This is a genomic window from Sneathiella sp. (assembly GCF_002694385.1).
GTDB lineage: Bacteria > Pseudomonadota > Alphaproteobacteria > Sneathiellales > Sneathiellaceae > Sneathiella.
This window is the reverse complement of record NZ_NZMB01000018.1, coordinates 1-18177: the sequence shown is the minus strand read 5'-3', so window position 1 is coordinate 18177 and position 18177 is coordinate 1. Positions and strand designations below refer to the sequence as shown.

19 protein-coding genes are annotated in these 18177 nt (G+C 60.7%); 10 read left to right on the top strand and 9 right to left on the bottom strand.

The genetic code is table 11. The features are described from left to right. Positions 1-250: 250 nt before the first annotated feature. A complete protein-coding gene (locus CMN55_RS12115) occupies positions 251-952 on the top strand; it encodes a Crp/Fnr family transcriptional regulator (protein ID WP_293950070.1) in 702 nt (233 codons plus the stop codon). A gap of 51 nt (positions 953-1003) precedes the next feature. Here CMN55_RS12115 and modC read toward each other — a convergent pair whose 3' ends face one another. Genes modC through metC form a run of 4 tightly spaced genes read right to left on the bottom strand, consistent with a single transcriptional unit; the run spans position 1004 to position 4395 of the window. Continuing rightward, the gene (gene modC / locus CMN55_RS12110; protein ID WP_293950069.1) at positions 1004-2077 is read right to left on the bottom strand and encodes a molybdenum ABC transporter ATP-binding protein; all 1074 of its coding nucleotides are present in this window, start codon (positions 2075-2077) and stop codon (positions 1004-1006) included. Continuing rightward, positions 2077-2769, bottom strand: coding sequence for a molybdate ABC transporter permease subunit (modB, locus tag CMN55_RS12105; protein ID WP_293950068.1), 693 nt, complete (start codon positions 2767-2769; stop codon positions 2077-2079). The genes modC and modB overlap by 1 nt, the downstream gene beginning before the upstream one ends. Positions 2770-2771: 2 nt before the next feature. Further along, positions 2772-3167: a phosphoribosyl-AMP cyclohydrolase gene (gene hisI, locus CMN55_RS12100; protein ID WP_293950067.1), complete on the bottom strand. Its 396-nt coding sequence runs from the start codon at positions 3165-3167 to the stop codon at positions 2772-2774. 49 nt (positions 3168-3216) lie between these two features. Then, the gene (gene metC, locus CMN55_RS12095) at positions 3217-4395 is read right to left on the bottom strand and encodes a cystathionine beta-lyase (RefSeq protein ID WP_293950066.1); all 1179 of its coding nucleotides are present in this window, start codon (positions 4393-4395) and stop codon (positions 3217-3219) included. A 310-nt stretch (positions 4396-4705) separates the two neighbouring features. Here metC and CMN55_RS12090 point away from each other — a divergent pair, with 310 nt between their 5' ends. The 4 genes from CMN55_RS12090 (at position 4706) to CMN55_RS12075 (ending at position 8911) form a co-directional block, all read left to right on the top strand. After that, the gene (locus CMN55_RS12090) at positions 4706-5722 is read left to right on the top strand and encodes an amino acid ABC transporter substrate-binding protein (RefSeq protein ID WP_293950065.1); all 1017 of its coding nucleotides are present in this window, start codon (positions 4706-4708) and stop codon (positions 5720-5722) included. Between the two features lie 105 nt (positions 5723-5827). Beyond that, positions 5828-7018: an amino acid ABC transporter permease gene (locus CMN55_RS12085; protein WP_293950064.1), complete on the top strand. Its 1191-nt coding sequence runs from the start codon at positions 5828-5830 to the stop codon at positions 7016-7018. A 1-nt stretch (position 7019) separates the two neighbouring features. After that, complete coding sequence (locus CMN55_RS12080) at positions 7020-8123, top strand: amino acid ABC transporter permease (RefSeq protein ID WP_293950063.1); 1104 nt, start codon at positions 7020-7022, stop codon at positions 8121-8123. Positions 8124-8137: 14 nt separating this feature from the next. Further along, a complete protein-coding gene (locus CMN55_RS12075; RefSeq protein ID WP_293950062.1) occupies positions 8138-8911 on the top strand; it encodes an amino acid ABC transporter ATP-binding protein in 774 nt (257 codons plus the stop codon). A gap of 77 nt (positions 8912-8988) precedes the next feature. Here the strand turns inward: CMN55_RS12075 and CMN55_RS12070 are convergent, their stop codons facing one another. The 5 genes from CMN55_RS12070 to CMN55_RS12050 form a co-directional block, all read right to left on the bottom strand. Next, entirely contained in the window at positions 8989-9801 is an 813-nt protein-coding gene (locus CMN55_RS12070) for a hypothetical protein (protein WP_293950061.1), read from the bottom strand. A 197-nt stretch (positions 9802-9998) separates the two neighbouring features. Beyond that, a complete protein-coding gene (locus CMN55_RS12065; RefSeq protein ID WP_293950060.1) occupies positions 9999-10559 on the bottom strand; it encodes a GNAT family N-acetyltransferase in 561 nt (186 codons plus the stop codon). Positions 10560-10566: 7 nt separating this feature from the next. Next, complete coding sequence (gene sseA / locus CMN55_RS12060) at positions 10567-11421, bottom strand: 3-mercaptopyruvate sulfurtransferase (RefSeq protein WP_366932057.1); 855 nt, start codon at positions 11419-11421, stop codon at positions 10567-10569. A 42-nt stretch (positions 11422-11463) separates the two neighbouring features. Next, positions 11464-12183, bottom strand: a complete 720-nt coding sequence (locus tag CMN55_RS12055; RefSeq protein ID WP_293950058.1) for an alanyl-tRNA editing protein — start codon at positions 12181-12183, stop codon at positions 11464-11466. Between the two features lie 15 nt (positions 12184-12198). Next, a complete protein-coding gene (locus CMN55_RS12050; RefSeq protein ID WP_366932056.1) occupies positions 12199-13209 on the bottom strand; it encodes a cysteine synthase A in 1011 nt (336 codons plus the stop codon). Positions 13210-13647: 438 nt separating this feature from the next. Between CMN55_RS12050 and CMN55_RS12045 the strand changes: the two genes are divergently transcribed. The 5 genes from CMN55_RS12045 to CMN55_RS12025 form a co-directional block, all read left to right on the top strand. After that, positions 13648-14157 carry a hypothetical protein gene (locus tag CMN55_RS12045; RefSeq protein ID WP_293950056.1) on the top strand — a complete coding sequence of 170 codons (510 nt, stop codon included), beginning with the start codon at positions 13648-13650 and terminating at the stop codon, positions 14155-14157. 286 nt (positions 14158-14443) lie between these two features. Further along, positions 14444-14857, top strand: a complete 414-nt coding sequence (locus CMN55_RS12040) for a terminase small subunit-like protein (protein ID WP_293950055.1) — start codon at positions 14444-14446, stop codon at positions 14855-14857. Then, positions 14850-16190: a phage terminase large subunit gene (gene terL / locus CMN55_RS12035; protein ID WP_293950054.1), complete on the top strand. Its 1341-nt coding sequence runs from the start codon at positions 14850-14852 to the stop codon at positions 16188-16190. Before CMN55_RS12040 ends, terL begins: the two co-directional genes overlap by 8 nt. Further along, positions 16187-17506, top strand: a complete 1320-nt coding sequence (locus CMN55_RS12030) for a DUF4055 domain-containing protein (RefSeq protein WP_293950053.1) — start codon at positions 16187-16189, stop codon at positions 17504-17506. Before terL ends, CMN55_RS12030 begins: the two co-directional genes overlap by 4 nt. A gap of 57 nt (positions 17507-17563) precedes the next feature. Beyond that, positions 17564-18177, top strand: a 614-nt coding sequence (locus tag CMN55_RS12025; protein ID WP_293950052.1) for a hypothetical protein, incomplete at its 3' end; no start/stop codon positions are given.

The following is an 18177-nucleotide window of genomic DNA, read 5'->3' as shown; positions in this document are numbered from 1 at the left end:
CCGCCTGTCATCATGCACGGTGCCGCGCGGAAATTGAAACATTTTTTTGCTATATATCCCGTGGAGACGAGATCTGTTCCGATGGCGGCGTTTCGCCGCACTTATGCGGATGCATGAGCGGCAAAAGCGGGCAAACGCCGTATCCCTGTCGCCGACGGACGGGGTTTCTGTTATGAGGGCTTGCGTTATGGTGTATTCTTAACAATGATTTGCAAAGGTGTATTTGGTGAGGGGCGGCATTCGGGGGAATATGCAAAATCTCGATAACATAGAGCTGTTGCAGGATTTGTCGACGGAGGAACGAACGGCGCTGGCCGCGCAATGCGTGTGGCGCAGCTTTGCGTCTGGAGAGCAGATCCTGGAACGCTCCAGCGATAGCCGCGACATGTATTTCGTGGTTGAGGGCAGCGTGAACATCGTCAATTACGGGGTTTCCGGCCGCGAGGTGACCTACGCCACCATCGCCGCCGGGCAGTATTTCGGCGAACTGTCGGCGATTGACGGGCGGGCGCGGTCGGCCAATGTGGTGGCCAGTTCCCGCTGTCGGCTGGCGGCGCTCGACCCGGCCAGCTTCGAGGCGCTGCTGATGCGTCATCCGGAGATGATGATGTCGGTGCTGAAACGGCTGGTGCGGATCATCCGCGTCAATGATGATCGCATCCTTGATCTGTCAACCCTCGGCGCGGTGCAGCGGGTCTGCCAGGAACTGCTGCGCATGGCGGAGCCGGACCCGGTCACGCCGAAAAGCTGGCTGATCTACCCCATGCCGACGCAGAGCGTGATCGCGAGCCGCGTCTCGACAACACGCGAGACAGTGGCCCGCGTGCTTGGCCAGTTGGCGCAGGAAGGTATGGTCACGAAAAAGGGCAAGACACTCTATTTGCGCAATCGCGCCGCGATCGAGGATTATATTCGCACGCTGGCCATGGCGTCCGGTTCCGGCGGGCGCTGAGAGTTCCGTCAGGCGGCGTTCGGTTGCGTCGTCCGTTACAGGCCAGATGCCTCAATGGCGGCTCAGCGTTACCGATTTGACCAGCGCCCAGACCGGGCTGCCCTTTTTCAAACCCATCGTCTCGAAGGAGCGGCGGGTGATGCGCGCGGTCAGCGGAAAGCCGACATCGAGCAGCAATTCCTCCATCCCCTGTTCCCCGGCGCAGTGGTCTTCGATGCGCCCTTCGAAATGGTTGAGGATGGAAAGAGATGTGGGCGGCGTCGTGGCAATGGCGACGTCACGCGCCCGGATGCGCAGACGAAGGCGTGCGCCTGCGGGCTTTTCCGACCCTGTGAGATAGAGGTGGTTACCCTGTTCCGTCGCAACCGTCAGCAGGCTGTGGGCGCGGTCATACTGCACGACAGATGTCTCCAGCAGCGTGCCCGCGTCATCGCCGCCGGTGTAGGGCAGCAGGTCCAGCCGGTTCAGCAACTCGCTGGCCGGGCCGACGGCCTTTACCGCGCCTTTTTCCAGCAGCACCAGCGTATCGGCGAGGCGGGTGATTTCCTCGATGGCATGGGAGATATAGAGGGTCGCGAGGCCGAACTCGTCTTTCAGCGTCTCGATCAGCGGCAGGATTTCCGCCTTGCGTCCGTCATCAAGGCTGGACAGCGGTTCATCCATCACCAGCAGTTCGGGAGTGCTGAGCAGCGCCCGGCCGATGGCGACGCGCTGGCGCTCCCCGCCGGAGAGGGCGAGGGGCTTGCGATCCAGCAGATGCCCGATGCCGAGGATATCGACTACCCGGTCGAAGGGGATTTTACCGCTCGCGCCGCCCTTCCGCCCCGCGCCATAGGTGAGGTTGCCGCGCACGCTGTAATGGGGAAACAGGCGGTGCTCCTGAAAGACGAAGCCGATGCGGCGGCGCTGGACACCAATATTAATCCGCTTCTCGGAATCGAACAGCACCCGGTCATTCAGCCGGATATGCCCGTTATCCGGCGTCATAAGCCCGGCAACCATCTTGGCGATCATCGTCTTGCCCGCGCCGGACGGGCCGAAAATGGCGGTCAGGCCCGCGTCTGCAGCAAATGCGGCGTCGAGGGCGAAGTCCTCCAGCTTTTTATGCAGGCGGACATCCAACATCAGGCCGACCCCAGCCGCCGGACGGAGCGGCGGGCCAGCCATTCCGAAAGGGCGATGGCGGCAAAGGCGAGCAGAACGGAGATCACGACGAGGCGCAGCACCGCCGCCTCGCTGCCCGGCACCTGGAGTAGCGAATAGATGGCGACGGGCAGGGTGCGGGTTTCGCCCGGAATATTGGCGACAAAGGTGATGGTGGCGCCGAACTCACCCAGCGCCCGCGCAAAGCCGAGGGTTAGCCCGGCCAGAATGCCGGGCAGGATCAGCGGCAGGGTAATGGTGAGAAACACCATGGGACGCGAACGGCCGAGGGTGAGGGCCGCCGTCTCCAGATTTCTGTCCACCGCCTCAAACGCCTGACGGATGGCGCGCATGATGAAGGGGAAGGCCATGACCGACGTGGCGGCGACAACGCCCTTCCAGTTGAAGATGAGGGAGACGCCGAACTGTTCCAGCAGCCAGCCGCCGATCACGCCGCGATTGCCAAGCATCACCAGCAGGAAATAGCCGACCACCACCGGCGGCAGCACAATGGGCAGATGGGCGATGACATTGAGCAGCGTCTTGCCGTAGAACTCCCGCCGGGCCAGCAGCCAGGCCACCAGCAGGGCAGGCAGAAAGGAAAGGGCAATGCAGAAAACCGCGACTTTCAGCGACAGGAGAATGACATCAACTTCCTGCGGCGAAAGGCTCATGATCAGCCCTTCCCTCCGTATATCTCCTCGGGATCGATCTCAACCTCGCTGATGATCTCGGTTTCGCCATTCTCCCGCACGCTGGTGAAGAAACAGTTATGGCGGCCGGTATGGCAGGCGACGCCCGTCTGATCGACCAGCAGCAGCAGCGTGTCGCCGTCGCAGTCGATGCGGAAATCCACGAGCTTCTGCACATGACCGGAGCTTTCCCCCTTGCGCCACAGCCGCCCGCGGGAGCGGGACCAGTAGCAGACCTGGCGCGCCGCCAGTGTCTCCTGCACCGCGTCGGCATTCATCCAGGCCATCATCAGCACCTCCCCCGTGTCATGCTGCTGGGCAATGGCGGGGACGAGGCCGTTCGCATCGAAGGATATTTTCTCAAGAATGCTGCGTGTCATCGCAAGGGTCCTGCATCTGGAGGCGAATCTGTAACCGATTCGTCAAATTTTAGCGATTTGCCGCGGTCATCCGCGCGAAACCGGCGGCCAGATCATCGGTCAAATCCGTGACCGCTTCAAGCCCGACGTGAATGCGGATCAGCGGATTTGCATCGTCCCATTTCGTCGCCGTGCGGTAATGGCTGGGATCGGACGGCAGGATCAGACTTTCATATCCACCCCAGGAAGATCCCATGCCGAACAGCTCCAGATCATCGAGAAAGGCGGCAATGGCCTTTTTCGGCACGGATTTGAGGCGGAAGGAGAACAGCCCCGATGCGCCGAGAAAATCCCGCTTCCACAGGGCATGACCCGGATCATCGGGCAGGCCGGGGTGCAGCACGGAATGCACTTCCGGGCGGCCTTTCAGCCATTCGGCGATATGCAGGGCATTCTCCATATGCTGTTTCAGCCGGACCGCGAGCGTGCGGATACCGCGCTGCGCCAGATAGACATCATCGGGACCGGCCGTCTGGCCGAGCATGTTGGCGTCGCGGACAAATTCGCCCCAGCATTCCTCGGTTGTGGTGACCAGGCCGATCATCACATCGCTATGGCCGACAATATACTTTGTCCCCGCCTGAACCGACACATCGACGCCATGTTCGAATGGTTTAAAGAAGAGGGGGGAGGCCCAGGTGTTGTCCATGATCACCTTTGCGCCCTTGCCATGCGCGGCCTCGGCAATGGCCGGGATATCCTGCATTTCGAAGGTGAGGGAGCCCGGCGCCTCGACATAGACAACGCGGGTTTCCGGTCGGATCAGTTCTTTGATCCCGGCGCCGATCAGCGGATCATAATAGGTGACGGTCACCCCGAAGCGTTTCAGGAATTTATCGCAGAAGCCGCGCACCGGGCCATAAACGCTGTCGGTCATCAGCACATGATCACCCGCCTTCACGAAGGCGAGGATGGCGCCCGCACAGGCCGCCATGCCGGAGGGGTAAACCTGCGACCGGTAGCCGCCTTCGAGCTGCGCCACCGCATCTTCCAGTGACCAGGTGGTCGGCGTGCCGAGACGGCCGTAGGACACCAGCCGTTCCCCGCCCGCGCGCGCCGCATGGGCCGCTTCGCGGGATTCCACGGTCGGAAAAAGAACGGTGGAGGCATGATAGACCGGCACATTCACGATGCCGAAATTGGCCTCCGGATCCCGCCCGGCGACAACAAGCTTTGTTTCATCTTTCATGACCGCACAATCCCGAATTGACTGATATTTCACACCCTTGTTGCATATAGGAAGCGGCGGCAAGTTAAAAGATCAAATTTCTGCGCAGCCATGACGCGAAAAAGCCGTTTTTCGCAGGTGCAGCAAATTTTTGCGTTGACGCGGAGTATAAAACTACTATCGTCAAGTAATTAGGAGATCATGATAATTCAGATTATGATTTCCAAATGTAGCTCACGAAAACCTTCAGAAACAGGATTAAATCCTTAAAAGAAAGATGTGAATTACAGGAAGATATTAAATAGTGGATATCGGACAGGAAGGTGAATTCATGAAAAAAGCGAGTGTTATTGCCATTGCGGCAACCGCGACTTTTATGGCTGGCGCTGCGAGCGCGGCCACGCTGGATGATGTGAAAGCCAAGGGCTTCATCCAATGCGGCGTAACAACGGGACTGGCGGGCTTCGCCGCCCCGAACAATGAGGGCAAGTGGGAAGGCTTTGACGTTGATTTCTGCCGCGCCATGGCGGCCGCCATCTTCGGCGATCCGGAAAAGGTGAAATACACGCCGACCACCGCTAAAGAGCGCTTCACGGCGCTGCAATCGGGGGAGATCGACGTACTGGCCCGGAACACCACCTGGACCTTCAGCCGTGACGTGAACCTCGGGTTCGAATTCGTCGGTGTCAACTATTATGACGGGCAGGGCTTCATGGTGAAGAAGTCCCTTGGCGTGAAGGACGGCCTTGAGCTGGACGGCGCCCGGGTCTGCGTGCAGTCCGGAACGACGACGGAGCTTAACCTCGCCGACTATTTCAATGCCAACAACATGAAATTCGATTCGGTTGTTTTCGATACCGCCGACGAGGTGCGTGAAGCCTATCTGAAAGACACCTGCGACGTTTACACGACGGACGCTTCCGGCCTTTATGCCCAGCGCGCCGTGATCGCCAACCCGGATGAGCATATCATCCTGCCGAACATCATCTCGAAAGAGCCGCTCGGCCCGCTCGTCCGTCATGGCGACAATCAGTGGGGCGACATTGCCCGCTGGACGCTGAACGCGATGATCGAATCGGAAGAGCTGAATATCAACTCCGCCAATGTCGATCAGCTCAAGGCGGAAAGCCAGAACCCGAGCATCCAGCGTATTCTCGGCGTTTCCGGTGATCTGGGTCAGGCCCTTGGCCTCTCCAATGACTGGGCCTACAACATCGTCAAGATGGTGGGCAACTATGGTGAAGTCTTTGCCCGCAATCTCGGGGAAGGGACGCCGCTCAACATCGCCCGCGGTCTGAACGCACAGTGGACCAAGGGAGGCATCCTCTACGCACCGCCGCTGCGTTAAGACAGGAACCTCTGATGAACTAGCAGATAAAGAGCACATATTCCGGGAAGGGAGTATGTGCTCTTTTCGTTTCAGTTATAGCTGCGCCTGGGGAGGTAACAGTGTATGACCACAGATGTTCAAGCGACGGCATCCAGTGTTAATATGTTCAGGGACCCGCGGGTCCGGGCCGTCTTTTTCCAGTTTCTCGTTATCGCGCTTGTTGTCTTTTTTGCCTGGTATATTGCGCATAACACGGCGATCAATCTGGCAAACCGCGGTATTGCATCGGGGTTCGGCTTTCTGAGCCAGCCCGCCGGTTTCGACATCGGCATCGTTCTCTTCAAAAGTTACAGCAGCCAGACCTCGACGCATTTGGATGTGCTGATTATCGGCATCATCAACACGCTTGTCGTCTCGTTCGCGGGCATTGTGCTGGCGACCATCATCGGGTTCATTTTCGGCGTTCTCAGGCTGTCGAAGAACTGGATCGTCAACAAGATCGCCTATGTCTATATCGAGGTGGTGCGCAACATTCCGCTGCTGGTGCAGCTCATGTTCTGGTATTTCGCCGTGCTGTCGGTGTTGCCGGTGGTGCGCGACAGTATCCGCATCGGCGAGAATTTCTATATCAACAACCGCGGCGCCAATTTCCCGGCGATTATTCCCGAGGCGGGCTTCTGGGTGATCCCGGTCGCGCTGCTGATCGGCATTGTCGCCACCGTTTTCATGCGCAAATGGGCGCATAAGCGGCAGGATGAAACGGGGCAGCCGTTCCCTGTCTTCTGGGCCAGTGTCGCCCTGATCCTGCTGCTGCCGGTGCTGACGGCGATTGTGGCGGGCCTGCCCTTTACGATCGATTATCCGACGGCGGGCCGTTTCGGCATCAATGACGGCTGGTCTTTAAAGCCGGAATTCCTCGCCCTGCTGCTTGGGCTGTCCATCTATACCGGCGCTTTTATTGCCGAGATTGTCCGCTCGGGCATCAACGCGGTCAGCCATGGCCAGACGGAGGCGGCGCATTCGCTCGGCATCAGGCCCGGCCTGACGACGCGGCTGGTGGTTTTGCCGCAGGCGCTGCGCGTCATTGTCCCGCCGCTGACCAGCCAGTATCTGAACCTGACGAAGAACTCGTCGCTCGCAACCGCCATCGGCTATCCGGAGCTGACCTCGATCTTTGCCGGGACCTCGCTCAACCAGACGGGGCAGGCAATCGAAGTGATCCTGATCGCCATGCTGTTCTATCTCGGGATCAGCCTGCTGATTTCGATGTTCATGAACTGGTACAACCAACACATTGCCCTGGTGGAGAGATAAGATGGCTATAGTCAAGACGGAACGTCATCCCGACCTGCCGCCGCCGACCAGCCAGACCGGCGTGATCGGCTGGATGCGGGAGAATCTGTTCTCCAGCCCGCTGAATATCGTGCTGACCCTGGTCGCGGGCTATGTGAGCTGGGTGGCGCTGAGTTCGCTCATCAGCTACGCCTTTATTGATGCCAATTTCGCGGGCACCACGCGGGAGGATTGCACCGGCAGTGGCGCCTGCTGGGTGTTTATCAAGATGCGCTTCGGGCAGATCATGTATGGGTTCTACCCGGAGGAGGAGCGCTGGCGCGTTGATGTCGGCTATGTGCTGGTGGCGATTGGCCTGTTTTTTGTCCTGTCCGATGTGGTGAAGGACAAGAAATGGCCCGCAATCTATCTGTTCGGCTTTGTGCCGGTTGCCTGCTACATCCTGTTCTCGGGCGGTTATTTCGGCCTTGAACATGTGGAAACGGCGCAGTGGGGCGGGTTGTTCCTGACGCTTGTCCTCGCCTCGGTGTCGATTTTCGTCTCCCTGCCGCTCGGCATCGTGCTGGCGCTCGGGCGGCGATCTTCCATGCCGGTTGTACGCATGATCTGCGTCGGTTTTATCGAGTTCGTGCGCGGCGTGCCGCTCATCACCGTGCTGTTCATGGCGTCGGTGATGCTGCCGCTGTTCCTGCCCGAAGGCGTGAATTTCGACAAGCTGGTGCGCGCGCTCGTCGGCATGTCGCTGTTCGCCTCCGCCTATATGGCCGAGGTGGTGCGCGGCGGCCTGCAGGCCATTCCGAAAGGGCAGATGGAGGCGGCGAAAAGCCTCGGTCTCGGCTATTGGCAGGCGATGGGCTTCATCATCCTGCCGCAGGCGCTGAAAATTTCGATCCCGTCCATCGTCAACACCTTCATCGGCCTGTTCAAGGATACGACGCTGGTGCTGATCATCGGGCTGCTCGATCTGCTCAGCATCGTGAAAAGCGGCACGACGGACAAGGAATGGATCGGCATGGCGCAGGAGGGATATATCTTCGTGGCGGCCGTGTTCTTTGTCTTCTGCTTCGGCATGTCACGTTACAGTATCTGGTTGGAGAACAAGCTCCATACCGGTCATAAGAGATAGAAGGAGGGTGGATTATGAGTGATGCTGCCATGACGAAACAGGCGGGTATGGATGTCGCCATCCAGATTATCGGGATGCATAAATGGTATGGTGATTTTCATGTTCTCAAGGACATCAACCTGACCGTGGAGCGGGGGGAGCGGATCGTCGTCTGCGGCCCGTCCGGGTCCGGTAAATCGACCATGATCCGCTGCATCAACCGGCTGGAGGAACATCAGCAGGGGCAGATCATCGTTGACGGGATAGAGCTCACCAACGACGTCAAGAAGATTGACGAAATCCGCCGCGAGGTTGGGATGGTGTTCCAGCATTTTAACCTGTTTCCGCATCTGACGGTGCTGAAAAACTGCACGCTGGCGCCGATCTGGGTGCGCAAGACCCCGAAGAAGGAGGCCGAGGCGACGGCCATGAAGTTCCTGGAGCGGGTGAAAATTCCCGAACAGGCGATGAAATACCCCGGCCAGCTTTCCGGCGGGCAGCAGCAGCGCGTCGCCATTGCCCGCTCGCTCTGCATGAACCCGCGTATCATGCTGTTTGACGAGCCGACCTCGGCGCTCGATCCGGAAATGATTTCCGAGGTGCTGGACACCATGATCAGCCTCGCCGAAGAGGGCATGACGATGATCTGCGTGACCCATGAAATGGGCTTCGCCAAGACCGTCGCCGACCGGGTGATCTTCATGGATGCGGGGGAGATTATCGAACAGGCGCCGCCGGCGGAGTTTTTCGAAAACCCGCAGAGCGACCGCACCAAGCTGTTCCTCAGCCAGATCCTCCACAACGCCTGATAAGCTGTTGCCACAACACGAAAAACCCGGCCACCGCGCCGGGTTTTTTCTGCTCTGACGAGCCGTTGTTGCTGTCCTCAACTCCCCGATTTGGCGGCGGCCCAGTATTGGGTGTTGAGCTTGCCGATCAGCCGGTCGTGCCAGCTGGCGAGGCAGCCGCGGAAGCTGAGGCTGCCGGCGATGGTTTCCGTATAGCAGGCCTCCAGCTTCTGGCGGGCGTTCGCCTTTGCGGAGGCGGAGATGGCGGCGTTCGTCAGGATTTCCGGGTAGCTCGCGCGCGCGGCGGCGCGTTCCGTATCGCTCGCCCGGCCCCGTTCCGGCAGGCGGTTGATCACCTGGTTGAGCAGTTCGGCCTCAACGCGCCGGTCGCCATTCTGATCGACGAGGCTGCTCGCCAGTGCCCGTTGCGGCCCGGTGGCGAGGGCGATTTCCACCTCCGTCATCGGATTGACATCATCCCGGATCGGCAGCGGGATGAGCGAGAGGTTGTCGGGTACCTTGAGGCTCACCTCCATCGGTCCGTATTTGGTGAGTTCCCGCTGGCGGAAGGCGACGCGCACGGCGTTATGGCCGCGCGCGGCGGTGATGGTGATGGGCAGATGGGCGAGGGAGATGTCCTGCCCCGTCTCTGTTCGGCCCGTCAGATCGAAGAACCGCTCCCCATGCACATAATATCCCGCGCCGGGATTGGGGGAGGCGCGATGCTCCTGCAAACAGATGGTGGTCAGCTCCACATGGCATTCCCCGGCCTCGCAGGTCAGCGGTAGGGGCATATCCGTCGCCGCCACGGCGAGAATCTGCGGCGCGGCCAGGGCAGTGGCGGGCGCAAGCACACTGAGGCAGGCCAGCGGATACAGCAGCCGCCACCGGAGGGCATTCGCGCGCGTCATGGCACTCTCCCCATGTAGGAAATATTGCAGATAAGATTAGTCTAATATTGCGAAAAAGTCAAGGATCCGCCGCGCCCAGACGATGGGTTGCGCGGCCGGGAAGCGGGGTGACGCAGCGCAAAAAGGGGGGCCGCGGGGGCGGTGGCTGAATGGATGCGGTTGGGCCGCCGTGACAGCGTGGCGGTCGGGGCAGCGGCTCAGTCCTCCGCGATGGGGTCGATCTCGATTTCCCGCTGATAGATCGGCTCAAACCCGGCGCGCTGATACATGGGCAGGGCCTTCGGATGATCCAGCGTACAGGTATTGACGGTCAGCCGTTCCGGCCCTTTCATCCAGGCAAGATCAATGGCCCAGTGCAGGAACCAGGGCCCAAGCCGCATACCGATAAATTCCGGCATGATCCCGAAATAGCCGACATCCACCGTGTCGGGCTGATCGGCGGCGTTGAGCTCGACAAAGCCAGCGGGGACGCCGCGGATATAGAGCACGTAAATCTCGGTCGTCTCGGCGCTGATGATCTGCTCAAGCTCGGTATCGGAGATCCGCTTGCGGTCAATCCAGCCCCAGTCGCGCCCGACCGTATTATACAGATAGCGATAGAAGGAGACGGTTGGCTGTTCCGCCCGGATGATGGCGTGGGGCAGGGCCGGGGGCGGCAGAACGGCGCGCGCCGCCGCCTTTTCCCGCATCTCCAGAAAGGTGATGGTGACCGGCCATTTGCCCGTTGCGGTCGGCGGCGGGGGGCGCTTGATCGGCATGGGTCCGTTATTTCCCCGTGGCGACCGGCAGGTTTTTGTCCGATCCCCATTCGGTCCAGGAACCGTCATAGACGGCGACCCGCTGATGGCCCAGCAGATGCAGCCCGAAGGCAAGCACACAGGCGGAAATGCCGGAGCCGCAGGTGGTGATGACCGGCTTCTTGAAATCCATGCCCGCCGTCTCAAAAGCGGCTTTCAGGGCGTCCGCCTCCAGCAGCGTGCCGTCGGGATTAAATAGCCCGCCGTGGGGCAGGTTTTTTGAACCCGGAATATGGCCCGAGGCGAGCCCCTCCCGCGGTTCTGCTTCGGTTCCCTCAAACCGGCCGGCGGAGCGGGCGTCGAACACCTGCTCGCGCGCCGTTTCCACATTGCGGGCGAGCTGATCCTTCTCGCGCAGCAGGAAGCTGTTGACACGGGCGGTGAAATGCCGCTCCGTCGGCAGTACGGGCGCATCATCGACGGGCCGTCCCTCCGCCTTCCATTTCGGCAGGCCGCCGTCCAGCACGGCGACATCCTGATGCCCGAAGAAACGCAGCATCCACCAGGCGCGCGTCGCGCTCAAGACCCCGTTGCTGTCATAAACAACGATGCGGTTGCCATCGCCAAGGCCAAGCTTGCGCATGCGGCTTGCGAATTTTTCCGGGCTCGGCACCATATGGGGCAGGGGGTTGCCCAAGTCGGCAATCTCGTCAATATCGAAGAACACGGCGCCGGGGATATGCTCGGCCTCATATTCCTTGCGCGGATTGCGGTTTGCGGCGGGCATATGCCAGGAGGCATCGACAATCCGCACATCGGGGGCAGAAGCATATTCCGCCAGCCAGTCCGTGGAAACAAGAGAGGTCGGGTTCACATAAGACATGTTCTTCATTCACCTTGCATAATAGAAATGACCCGGAGGCCGTTAGTTTTCTTCAACAAATTCGAGGGAGACGCGGCGATTCTGCCGCCCCTTCTTTTCAATCTTGCGCACCCGCACCGCTCCGATCTCAGCGGTGTTGCGCACATGGGTGCCGCCGCAGGGTTGCAGATCCACCTCTGCGACGCGGATCAGCCGCACATGCCCCGCGCCGCGCGGCGGCTGCACCGACATGGTTTTCACCAGCTCTGGCTGGGCGTCGAGCTCGGCATCCGTGATCCAGTCGCTGGAGACTTCATGGTTGCCCGCAATGATCCGGTTTAGCGCCGCCGTGATCTCGTCTTTATCCAGCACCGCCTCGGGGATATCGAAATCGAGCCGCCCCTTGCCATCGGAAACCTGCCCGCCGGTGACCGGATAGGGCAGCACCGCCGACAGCAGATGCAGGCAGCTATGCATGCGCATGAGGCGGTGACGGACCTCCCAGTCAATCTCCGCCGTGACGCGGCTGCCGACATCGGGCATGACGTCGGGGCTGGCCGGAACGTGAATGATATCGTCGGGGGCATCGCCCTTGACGGTGGTGGCAATGGGAATGACGCGGCCGTCATCCAGGATCAGTCGGCCGCTGTCGCCCGGCTGGCCGCCGCCGGTGGGGTAGAAAATCGTCTGGTCCAGCAGGATGCCGCCGCGCTCATTGACGCCCGTCACCACCGCCGCCGTCCGGGTGAGATAGGCGTCGTCGCGAAACAGGGCTGCGGTCATGATAAACTCCGGTGGTTATGATGCGCCGGTGAGCCAGGGGGCAACCGGCAGCTTCTTTTCCCGAAGCATATCAATGTCCATCAGTTTGCTAAAGTATTTTTGCGCGGTATCGCAGAGAACCGTCACGATGGTATGGCCGGGGCCCATTTCTTTCGCCATGCGGATGGCGCCCGCCACATTGATTCCCGTCGACAGGCCAAGTTGCAGCCCCTCATGGATATTGAGATCATAGAGGACATTGAGCGCCTCCACATCGTCGATCTGATAGGGGAAGTCGATGTCCAGCCCTTCCAGATTGGCGGTGATGCGGCCCTGGCCGATCCCTTCGGTGATGGAGCTGCCCTCGGATTTCAGCTCGCCGGTTTTATAATAGCTGTAGAGCGCCGCGCCGAGCGGGTCGGCGAGGCCGATCTTCACATTTGCGTTACGCGCCTTCAGCGCCGTGGCGACGCCCGCCAGCGTGCCGCCGCTGCCGACCGCGCAGATGAAGCCGTCCACCTTGCCGTCGGTCTGGTCCCAGATTTCCGGGCCCGTGGTGTCGATATGGCCCTGCCGGTTGGCGACATTGTCGAACTGGTTGGCCCAGATCGCCCCGCCCGGATGGGTTTTTGCCAATTCTTCTGCCAGTCGGCCGGAATATTTGATATAATTATCCGGGTCCTTGTAGGGTTTCGCCGGGACAAGGCGCAAATCCGCTCCGCAATAGCGCAGCAGGGCCTTTTTCTCATCGGTCTGGGTTTCGGGCATGACGATCACGGTTTTATAGCCGCGCGCATTGGCAACCAGCGCGAGGCCGATGCCCGTATTGCCCGCCGTGCCCTCAACAATCAGCCCGCCGGGTTTGAGCAGACCCTTCGCCTCCGCATCCTTGACGATGGCGAGCGCCGCGCGGTCCTTGACCGAGCCGCCGGGATTGAGGAATTCGGCCTTGCCGTAGATGTCGCAGCCCGTCGCCTCCGACGCGGCGGTGAGGCGGATAAGCGGCGTGTTGCCGATGCTGTCGATGAAATTTTTGCGGATTTCCATGGCGAGGTGTAGTTCTTTCAAATTACCATTCAATTTCTGTTAATCTGGCAATTTGCCTTGGCCACGTCAAGCTCTGAGGTGGAAATATTATGTCCGGCGGCCGCAACCGGCGGGCGGTGCGATCAGGTTTCGGTTGAAAATTCCCGATTTTCGCACCCGTTATATTGACGAAATAACATCATTCATTTATAATATAAGTGATTTTTATATTTCATAATAAATTAATCAACATTATTGATGGTCAGTATCGGTCTTTCCTCCCCCGTCTTGAATGTTAGAAAAATCAATCCTTCCCCGGTCAGGAATCTGCCGGGGACGGGGGGCGACCGGCCGCGCCTGCGGCCTCTGGTCCGTAACGTTCCACGGCATAGAAAAACATCAACAAGCGCGTGGCTGACAATTCCCTGATAACCCGCCTACCATTCAAGTGGAGGAAATATGACATCCAATAACACAGATGCCCGCCCGAAGCGGGGGGAAGTCCCGACAGGTAAAGGGGCGCAAGGCCGTCCGGTGGTGCCGGGGCGCGTCCCGGCCCGCGGGGGCCTGGCGCGGCCCGCGCCGGATCACAGGCCATTGCGGGCGCCGCATCGCGCGCGGCATCAATCATCCGGTGCGCGTCTTGAGCTCAGCGAGGGGCAGCTTCGCGCCGCCGAGTTGATCCTGCGCGGCTTTCATCTCAGAACCGACGGGCTGGGCATGCGGACGCAATCCTGGGGCGGGCCGCCGCGCGGGCGGGGCGCCAGTGAAGACTGGCAGCAGGCGCTGATGCGGCGGTTCCTGCATTGGGCGGTCGCGGCGCAGGGGGAGGGGCTGTCGGTGGCGGCGGCGCTGGATTTCATCGTCTTCGGCAAGAGCTGCCGCGCCATCGACCGGGAGCGGCGGCGGCGCTCCGGCTATGCCCGGCGCAATCTGCTCGACAGTCTCGAGCTTTACCAGCGGGTTTAAAAAAGCACGATATAATAGAAATGTCTTGACATGACGGGATCATTAGTCTAACATTATATACATGATCGAGAATTGGGTCCGCAGGAAATGGCGTTTTCTGCGGGCCTTTTTATTTTCTGTAATTTATACATAAAATAAATAAAATACACGCTATTTTTAATCAAATTTATCAATTTTTCCACTCCATGAAATCCGGAAAGAGGAATCCGGATGAATCAGGCGTTTTGCCTGACAACACACTTATAAGATGAATTTAATAAAATTTTATATGAGAGAAAGGAGTCGCATGACGCCAGTTGAACTGATCAAATCCGCGCTTTATAACAAAATCTGGAGGCGCAGCGCGGCGCTGCCCCTGCTGGAAGAGATCAAGCGGGCCGGGCGCATCAAGGATATCGTCACGCTGCTGGGCTCCGTCTTCCTGAAGAAGGAGGAGGAGACCGTCCGCCGCTTTATCGCCGATGTGTTCGCGGGCGAAATTCTGGAGATTGCCGATAACAAAATTACGGATGAGGACGCGGAAGGCGAGGCAGCGCGCGAGGATGTCGCCCGCTCCAAACTGCGCATTGATACCCGCAAATGGCTGATGGCGCATTTCGCACCGGCGCAGTATGGCGACGGGGCGGGCAGTGACAAGGCGGCGCGTCGCGGCCTGCTGACACCGCCGCAGCTTTATATTCCGGAGAATGGCCGTGATTAGACCGCAGCCCGGCCCGCAGGAGATGTTCCTCGGCACCGCGGCGGATATCGCCATTTATGGCGGCGCGGCGGGCGGGGGCAAAAGCTTCGCCCTGCTGATGGAGCCGCTGCGTCATATGACCCGGGCGGATTTCAAGGCGGTGATTTTCCGCCGCACGTCGAAACAGGTGAAGAATGAGGGCGGGCTGTGGGATGCGTCCATGGCGCTTTATGGCGCCCTCGGCGGCACCGCGAAGGAGAGTGAACTCGCCTGGAAATTCGACGGCGGCGCGTCCATCAGCTTCGGCCATCTGGAGCATGAGAAAAACAAGCTCGACTGGCAGGGCACGGAACTCGCCTTCATCGGCTTTGACGAGCTGACGCATTTCACGGAATCGCAGTTCTTCTACCTCTTGAGCCGTAACCGGTCCACCGGCGGGACAAAGCCCTATGTGCGCGCCACCTGCAATCCCGATGCGGATAGCTGGGTCGCCGATCTGATCCGCTGGTGGATTGATCCGGAGACGGGCTATGCGATCCCGGAACGCTCCGGCAAACTGCGCTGGTTTGTGCGCGATGAGGATAGTCTGATCTGGGGCGATGACCGCGACATATTGGAGGCCGCGCATCCGGGGCGGATTGCCAAGTCGCTGACTTTCATCGCTGCCTCTATTGACGATAACCGCATATTGATGGAACGCGATCCGGGCTATCGCGCCAATCTCGCGGCGCTGCCGACGGTGGATCGGGAGCGGCTGCTCAATGGCAACTGGAAAATTCGCCCGGCGGCGGGGGCCTATTTCCGGCGCGGCTGGTTCCCCGTTGTCATGGCCGCCCCGGCGGAGGCGCGGCGCGTCCGTGGCTGGGATCTGGCGGCGGGCGCGCATGAGGCGGGTGCCACGCCCGACTGGACGGCGGGCGTAAAAATCGCGCGCGATCCGCAGGGCGTTTTCTATGTGGAACATGTGGAACGGCTTCAGGGCACGCCCAATGAGGTGGACCGCGCCATTCATAATCTGGCGGGCAGCGACGGGCGGGACACCACCATCGCCCTGCCGCAGGACCCGGGGCAGGCCGGCAAGGCGCAGGCTCAGGCGCTCGCCCGGCTGCTGGCCGGGTTCCGGGTCAAAAGCCAGCCGGTGACGGGCAGCAAGGTGGTGCGGGCCATGCCGTTCTCCTCGCAATGCGAGGCGGGCAATGTGCGGCTCGTGGCGGGGCCGTGGAATGCGGATTTCCTGAACGAGTTGGAGAATTTCCCGACCGGCCGCCATGATGATCAGGTCGATGCGGCCTGCGAGGCATTTCATATGCTCACCCAGAACCCACTGAAATTACAACAGGATATGTATTCATGACTGATCCGTCGATCCCCTCCCGGCTGTATGACACGATGGCGGCGCGCTGGGCGCTGCCGCAGGCTCTGATGGGCGGCACGCTGGCCATGCGGGCGGCGGGTACGCGCTATCTGCCGCGCCACCCGGCGGAACATGCCGCCGTCTATGCCGAGCGGGCAAACCGCGCGACCTTGCGCAATTATTTTCGCCGCACGGTCAGCAAACTGGTGGGCCGGGTGTTTGCCGAACCGCTCGGTTTTTCAGAGGATATGCCCGATGAAATGCGCACTCTCCTGCGCAATGCGGATTTGATGGGCCGGGGGATCAATGTTATCGCCCGTGACTGGTTCGAGGATGCGCTGGTCAGTGGCCTGTCGCATATGCTGGTGGATTTCCCGGCGGAGAATGACGGCGCGTCATTGGCCGAAGAACGCGCATCCGGCGCGCGGCCCTATCTGGTGCATGTCCGCGCCGATCAACTCATCGCCGCGCAATGGGATGGCCAGGGCGGGGAGCGGATGCTGACGCAAATCCGCCTGCGCGAGACGGGGCTTGTCTGGCAGGGCTTCGAGGAGCGGGAGGAAGAGCGCATCCGCGTGATCGAGCCCGATCACTGGCGGCTCTATCGCGCGGATGAAAAGGGCAAATGGCAGGAAATGGCGGCGGGGGAAAACAGCCTTGGCCGCATTCCGCTGGTCACGCTCTATACGGCGCGGAAAGGGTTTTTGCAGGCCGAGCCGCCGCTGGAGGATCTCGCCTTCCTCAATCTGGAGCATTACCAGATCCGCTCCGATCAGCGGAATGCGCTGAATGTCGCGTCTTTCCCGATCCTGGCGGCGAGCGGATATAACCCCGAGATTGACGGCCCCATCGAGGTCGGCCCCAACAAGGTGCTGACGACGAGCGAGAGCGAGGGGCGTTATTATTATGTGGAAAGCTCCGGCGCGGCGCTGGCGGCGGGGGCGAAGGAGCTGGAGGCGCTGGAACAGGCGATGCAGCTTTTCGGGCTGCAGTTTGAAACCCCGACGCAGAGGGAGACAGCGACCGGCCGGGCGCTTGATGCGGCGGATGCTCTCTCGCCGCTCAGCGGCATGGCGATGGGGCTGGAAGATAGTCTCAATGCGCTGTTGCGGCTGCTCGGCGACTGGCTCGATATCCCGGCGACGGGCAGCCTCTCGGTCAGCACCAAGGCGGGCGCGGCAAGGGGCGCGGCGCAGGACCTCGATTTCCTGCTGCAGGCGCGCAAACTCGGCGATATCGAGCCGGAGGAGCTGATCCGCGAGGCGAAAGCGCGCGGCCTGCTCACCGACAGTTTGCAGGCCAACGCCGCCGAATGAGCATCATCATGTACTGACAACAGGGCCCCATGCGGGGCTTTTTTTATGAGGTCTTCAATGTTTGAATTTCCCCTGAAGGTGACAGATCTGGAAACGGTTCCCGAACAGTATCACAGCCTTTACCAGCCGGAGACGGACGCGGCGGAGGGCTTCGCCCTTGATCCGTTGCTTGCCGGAAAGCTCGATGTATCGGGCCTGACTTCGGCGCTGGAGAAGGAACGCGGCGCGGCGCAAGGCTTCGAGAAGGAGCTGAAAGCCTGGCGCGCCCTTGGCCCTGATCCGGAAACCGCCTGGACAGCGCGGGAGACGGCGCTGCGGGCGGAGATGACCGCCGGGTTCGACGCCGCGCTCGCCCAGAAGGACGCCGCGATTGCCGAGCTTGAGCAGCGCAACGGCGCCTTCCTGATCGAGACACGGGCGACGGAGGCGCTGCTGAAAGCGGGCGGCAGTGTGGAGTTGCTGATGCCGCATATCCGCGCCGCCGTCACGCTGCACCATGACGCGGAGAAACCGCTGCCGACGCTGCATATTCTGGACCGGGACGGCACCGTCCGCCGCGATGCGGAAGGCGCGCCGATAAGCCTGGAGGCGCTGGTTGGTGAGATGCGCAACTCCCCGATATTCGCCCGTGCCTTTGCGCCCACGAAAATGCGCGGCAGCGGCATGGACCC